Annotated in this window: 4 protein-coding genes; 2 read left to right on the top strand and 2 right to left on the bottom strand. The window is 42.3% G+C overall.

The features are described 5' to 3' along the window. The first annotated feature begins 253 nt into the window (after positions 1-253). The gene (locus EPX21_RS06030) at positions 254-940 is read left to right on the top strand and encodes an MCP four helix bundle domain-containing protein (protein ID WP_134088769.1); all 687 of its coding nucleotides are present in this window, start codon (positions 254-256) and stop codon (positions 938-940) included. A gap of 5 nt (positions 941-945) precedes the next feature. Here the strand turns inward: EPX21_RS06030 and EPX21_RS06025 are convergent, their stop codons facing one another. Further along, on the bottom strand, positions 946-1,251 hold the full coding sequence (locus EPX21_RS06025) for a hypothetical protein (RefSeq protein WP_134088768.1): 306 nt from the start codon (positions 1,249-1,251) through the stop codon (positions 946-948). Positions 1,252-1,347: 96 nt separating this feature from the next. Continuing rightward, on the bottom strand, positions 1,348-4,149 hold the full coding sequence (locus EPX21_RS06020) for a hypothetical protein (RefSeq protein ID WP_134088767.1): 2,802 nt from the start codon (positions 4,147-4,149) through the stop codon (positions 1,348-1,350). A gap of 1,473 nt (positions 4,150-5,622) precedes the next feature. Here EPX21_RS06020 and EPX21_RS06015 point away from each other — a divergent pair. Further along, a complete protein-coding gene (locus EPX21_RS06015) occupies positions 5,623-6,762 on the top strand; it encodes an acyloxyacyl hydrolase (protein ID WP_166670688.1) in 1,140 nt (379 codons plus the stop codon). The last annotated feature ends 1 nt before the right edge of the window (position 6,763 follow it).

Genomic DNA, 6,763 nt, shown 5'->3' with positions numbered 1-6,763 from the left:
TCGTGCATGCCCTATTAAAACGACTTCCTTGGTTAACAACATTAATAAGACATGCGACTCTCTTTAATTTATAGAGGAAAGGTAAGTTTTTTCAATGAAATACAATTGGCATGATGGTGCAGGAATGCAGGTGTTACATGAGAAAGCTATTAGATAAAGAGCGTGTTCGGCTAATTAACGATGGCTTGTTTTTGCCACGGAAGTATTTTTCCTTATGTTTGTTTTTTACCACGCCTATCAATTGTAAAGCAGTATGAGGTGGACCTACTTTATCCGGCAAAAGCTTAAAGTCGCTTTTTTGTTGTTTTGTATTATGGCATGCTCGGTGTTGATCCGGGTGTTGGAGGACAAGAATGTAAAGAGTATTAGCAAAGCACTTTTGTCGATGTATGACGATCGATTGGTGCCAGCGTCTGACATTTTTTATATGACGGAACACCTGTATGCCAAAAAGTTTTTGATATTCCAGTTTTTAAATGATTCGACGCCTTCGACTACATCGCTCGCGCAGTTGGCAAAGCGAATGGAGCAGCATAATCGACTCATAGACTCTTTATTGAATAAATACGAGAAGACCTATTTGGTGGATCAGGAGAAAAGGTATTTGGAGGAGTTTAAAAAGCAGCTCAACCATTATATCGCATTGGAGGGACAGTTTTTTAAGGATTCTTCTTTAGGGCTTTCCCAACGGATAGCAACATACAAAACGGATGGTGGGATCGCTTTAGACCGTACTCTGGAGAGACTTTCAGCGCTTGAACGTCTCCAAACGCAGGTTGGACGCGACCTCATGTCGGATGCTCAGTTTGTGATGTCAGGTACCCGGTTCTTTTCTACCTTACAGCTTATCCTATCCATCGTCATTGGAATTATGGTGGTGGTTCTGGTGCTTGAATCTAAAAGTGTTATAAAAAAGAAACAACCTTTTGATTTGAACTAGCGGCTTTAGTCCAAGTATTTTCGATCGTCTTCTGACAGATTGGACCGATAAGGATCTGTCAATTCTTGTACTTTGCTTTGATCATCACTCGTTTGGAAAGTCTCTGACGAGGTACTTAGTTCGTTTTTCTTTCTTGGTCTTCCCAAGAGGAAGCCGACGACAATGCCAAAAGCAAACATACTTCCTAAAATGGCCAGTTTAGGAATGTAACGGTCTCCAAAAATCCAGAAGATGACTTCATCTGTATTTTTCATTAAAATGATGGTTACTAAAACCGTTAATATGATAATGAAGATAGTTTTTGTATTCATGAGCCTATTTTTAAGCTAAAATAATCGTTTTTGCTGCAAGCAGCAAGAATATATTGATTTACAAAACAAGAAAAGGTGTATACTTGTTTGCGCCCTTTAATAAGAATAGCTTACTCCATAAGTGAAGACTATTTTCTTGGGGCCCGGTTCGTTAACATAAATGGCGCGAATGCCCGCGTCAAAATTAGGTAAATAGAACCGCAGGACGTTCATATCGGCGCGAAATTCTATACCGAATGTGCGTGGCGAAAAACGATCGTTTTGCGAAAAGTTCTCAAAATCGGCAAACAAGCCCGCTTTGAATCGTTTGATAAACGCCAAAGGCCCAAGGTCCCAATCGGGATAAGCAAGCGGAAATCGGTAATCCAGAAACAAGGTATTGTTCACGCTGGAGGGAGTCAGCTGGTCGTATCCACTTACCATGGGGATGTCGTTAGTAAGACGATAGTCGGCACTGCGTTCCTGAAAATTGAAACGAAGTTGGAAGGAATGGTTGTTTACAATTCCCGGAAAATACAGCGTAGATCGCATCGAGAAAAGATCTCCGGATAATCGTCTATCAAATGCTAAACTCCGATAAATAAAACTTACATTTTGTCCCCATTTGGGCGCCAGATCCAAAAGGCTTTGTCGACTGTTCCTATTGAAATAGTACTGCAAGAGAAGGGGGAATCTCACCTCAGAAAAGTTGGGAAGGGAGATGTTTTCCAAGTTGATGTTGTATCGCCAAGTATAGCTCGTGCCAAGAGATATGCCGGTGTTGTACACGGTGTTCAGGCGGTTGAATGTTAAAGGAATAGTGGTTTTTAGCTCCGTATAGTGTTCGCGCCATCTTAACGGTATGCGCTGGTTCGGATTACTTTGTAGCCGGATACTGCTTAACTGGGCCCGGTTTCGGTATTCAAGCGTGAATTTCGGGAACCAGCGCTTCAAAGAGGCACTGACGTAATAATCCGTTCCACTGGTGTTTTGATCATAATTAAAACCGATCCGCGTGGAAAAGGTGTTTGTGAGGTTGTCTGACATGAGCTGTAGCCCAAGATTAAAATTATCGATACTTGATATATCATCGCCCACAGGCGAAATACTATGGAAATTGAAGAGGTGGTTGAGCTCTTTATAAGGCCTTGAGGTGAACGTTTTTGTAGGGATGAAGGTTGATGTGTCGGTGAGGCTTTCCTGTCGGCTAAGCGGCTTAAAATAATTGATAAAATAATCCTGCGATAAGGTAATAGGCCGATCTAAAGTCTTATCGAAATTCAGTTGACTGATCAGGTATCCATTTAGCTGATAATTGTTGAAATAGATTGTTCCTGTTGCTTCGTCGAAAGAAGGGTTTGCTGCGCCAAATTCGATATTGGTCAATTGTCGTATCGGGCCGTCTTGATGGGTTAGGAGATAGAGGTTGTCAATGCCGTTATAATGGGCCTTAAACAGAATCCCGCGCGGCGTATAGATCGGGCGCTCGAGCTGTTGTTTCTGCCAATCGAGTAATAAGCGGGTGGCTTCGCTTTGGAGGTCTATTTCGAGTAAATTGCTTCCCTGCTGTTGGGTGACGGTGGTAATCACTTTTGTCCCTGTTTCGTCGAACGAAGGCGTTTGGACATTGAAGTGAGCGGGTAAGCTAATACGCTTTTCTTCCTTTCCTGTATTACTGTTCAAGACTAAGAGTGCCGGACGGTTATCAAGACCAATTTCTATGGCCGCAATATGCTGCCCGTCTGCGGACAGTGCAGGAGAGAATAAGCGCGTTTTAAAAGTCAGCTGTTTATACTTCTTGTTAGCAAGATCGTATAGATTGATAATATGAAAGCGTTGCTTTAAATACCGCTTGTCGTAACGAAGTTCGTCCCATGTTATCTTGTTGCCTCCATAAGAGAAATGGGGTTCCGTTTGTATGCCGGTTTTAACCACCTCTTCTATCGTTTCGCTCTTGGTGATCAAAACGATCTTCGGTACACTATGGTTGCTTCTTTGCAAGGCTAAAACGTCGCCGTTGGGCAGTGATTTTGGGAGTAGGAAATCTACAATTCCTTCCTGTTCTTCTGGAAAGAAGGAGTAGGTCAGCGGCTTGGTTTTGGCTAATTGATCTTGCCATAAACTGTCTAGTTCTTCCACTGTTTTTTGATGCCATTGCTGCGTATTAAACCCCGTCATTCTTTTCAAACTGTTACTGAAATTATAAGGTCTGATCGGATTTTTTGCAATCCGGGTCATCAGCTTTTCTAAGGCATCTTCGCCGTAGTCTCTCCGCAATTTTGTCGTCATGAAATATCCCAATTGATAGTAGCCCGGTGTGATGTCTTTTAATGAGCCGAGGTAGTCTTTCTGATAGCTGTTTTTTTTACTTCTTAGTGTATTTGTTCTGAAAGGAATTTCCCAAGATGGAAGCCGGCCTCTTCCGGCTGTGCTGAGTAGCGTTTCGATACCGACCGCGTCTCCTTCGTAAAACCAGGGAGGTAGGGTGATGCCGAAAATAGCTAATGCCAATTGCTCAAAAAATGGCGCCTTTAGATACCCGGATATTTTGTCGAATTGCACAACGTGGCGAAGTTCATGTATGGCTAAACTGTTCAGCCAATCTTGGTAATCCATTTGCTGGGGTGGGGTGGTAGCGAACTCAGAGCGGCGGGGTGCCAGCTGTACAAAACCGTTTGAAACCACATCCCTGTTCTGTAAAATGATGGAGATTTTTCTTGGTTTTTTACCAATGGATTTGCTTACTTTGGACAAGATCGATTCCAGTACGAAAGTGAGCCGTTGCGCTTCATCCTCAAATTCTGATGGAAAAATAACTTGAAATTCGGGCGTTTGTATTTCCCGCCACTTTACACTTGGAGGGTTTTGGTAATCGTCGAAAATCTGGGCAAAAGCGAATTGTGAACAAGAAAATGACATAAATAGTAATAAAATCTTGAAAAACAGTAAAATATATGTATAATGTTGCTTCATTGGGTTTGTCTGCTAAAAATATTAGTTTTTGATCGGTCTCTAATATATATGTTATGTTTATTTTTAATTTAAATAAATTATATTTTTATCTGATAAATAGACTATTAACTATTTTATTTATTTGTCAAATATGCTGTTTCTATACATTGTTGATGCGGTAATTCCGGTCTGACCGAGTCGATTTTTCCGGTTTCATAAAAGTATCTAATTTTTTTGTAAACACTACACTATCTCAAATTTTTATGCTTGCGCTTTTTCGGCCGTCGTTAGTCGTATTCGGTATTGCGGCTGCGAAGCTTCGGTTTATTTAGTGCTGCTTCCTCAGTTCACTGCCTTAAGAAATCGTTGAAAAGTACAATTGGGTGTTGCTGAAGTTTTTTGGCGGGAAGCTCCTGGGCATGACTAGATAAATTGGCTTCCCTGTCTATCTCTTTAACTGCTGTATTTCTTTGCTTCTGCCGGGAGTCTGGCTTCGATTCGAAGTGTGTCGGAACGGACGGTTTGCCGTGTATTGTCGACATTTTAAAGGTGGATATTCCGTTTTAGAGGAAGCCTCAACGGACGAGATTTTTATGCCTTGTCGTGCCGAGCGTTCGTGCGACTCAATGCGCATTTTCGAATTTATAGTATTTTGGTTTTTTTGGGTACTTAGTGTATTTGTTTTGAATTTTAATGGAAGACAAAAAAGCGCATTTTGTCTCTTTTACTTCCAAGTTTGTTTAACCGGATTGGAGGGGGCGCTTACTAAAGATCAAGTCGGCATTGCAAGGGGTTTTAGTCGACGATGACTCCGCTTGGAGATGTAGATTGCGCTCCCGTTTTACCTGCCTTTTTCCTTGGGCCCGAGCGTTTGGTTTTCAGAAGAGATGTTTAATGAATTGTTTATTCGGCCGAATAAGTTCCAGGTTCCTTTTTAAAGAATCCCGACTATTGTGTGGATGATCTCGGGTCGGCCGCGTTTGAGCGTGGGCAGTTGCCGAACTCGAAAGTGCTGTGCCGGCCTGCACACTCATTTATGCTATACGAACAGCGCCACTAACTTCGTTAAAAATGTACACGAAGTGCCTGGTTCAGAATCTTCGTTGGACGGCTCGATTAGAATCACATGCTATTCTCCTTATACATCGACGGTAGCAAATTCTGCGGGAATAAGGGTTGTTCACTCCATTTTGCTATATATAATGTCGTGTATTAGCGCCTATAAGAGTGTGATGGGAGTGTGCCGGTGTTGTCCTTCGTTTTTTGATCTGCGTTGTTTATAAGGGCTAAAAAGTGGCTTTTCCCGGTTTTGCTTGTTTTTTGTCAAGAATTAGTTGGCAATGCCGGAGGAGGACGCTAAAATGTTACCTTTGCGCTCCCCCTTTTTGCAATTTTATTATGTTGAGATCGTTGAAGCTTTTTTTCGCAATTAAACTCCTTTTGATTTTTGTTATCGGCCGATCATTCGCCCAATTCCACCCCAGGTACTTGGCGGTAGACGATTCACTTTCAACGGATATTAGTGAAAAGCAACACTTCGTTATCCAGATGGAACATGAAAGCGGGGGGATATTGGCCGGTAATGAACGCGCGAAGGAATCTTTACGTGACGCCTATTACAATGCGATTAACCTGAAGTTGGGGTGGCAGACCCGAAGAGGCGGCGATATATACCATCAGCTTTATAATTATCCGGTTTATGGTGTGGGCTTATATAGCAGTACTTTCGGTTTAGATCACGTCGGAAGTCCGTATGCAGTATATGGCTTTGTGTCGATCCCAGTCAGGCCACGGGTAAACAGACGTTGGAATTTTAACTACCGGATTTCGTTAGGACTTTCGGGGCGATTCAATCCCTATAACGAAGATGAGAACCCCTTTAACTTAATTATCGGTACCAAGAATAATGTTTTTATTGATGTTGGTGGACAGGTTAACTACACGCTTAGCAAACATTTCCAAGTGGGGGCGGGTTTAGCCTTTCACCACTTTTCAAACGGTGCACTCAGATTACCCAATACAGGGGTTAATTTGCTTCCTTTTACGGCCGCGGTGACCTATGTGCCGAATGCGAATACCTTCGATTTCCGAAAGCAATACTTGGCCCCTAATCCAAAGGAGGATGAACTCCAGTTTAGTTATGCATTCGGACTGAAGCAATTAGAAGAGGAAAACCCGAGAAAGTACTTCAAATCGACCTTGGGCGTATTTTGGAGCCGTTATTTGGGATATAAGTGGCGTTTAGGATTGGGGGGCAATATTTTTTATTCTGCTTCGGCTAATGACCCAATGGTTGCGGGCGATGAAGAAGGCACTTTTGGTGCGCTGTTTTCAGGCGGACCGGCCTTTTATATTGACCACCTTTTAACTTCTAGGCTGTTTTTAAACGGCAATGTTGGCTATTATCTTCATCGAAATGATTTCAATAGAGAAAACAAGCCGATGTTTCTACGGATAGGCGCGCGCTATTACGTGTATAAAGATTTCTTCGCAGGTGTATCAATTAAAGCACATGCCGGTAAAGCCGACTTTATTGAATGGACTACCGGCTATACGTTGGACCTGCGGAAAAAGAAATGAT

The organism is Olivibacter sp. XZL3 (genome assembly GCF_004368405.1).
GTDB lineage: Bacteria > Bacteroidota > Bacteroidia > Sphingobacteriales > Sphingobacteriaceae > Olivibacter.
The sequence above is the reverse complement of the archived record's forward strand: the minus strand, read 5'-3'. Positions and strand labels throughout refer to the sequence as shown.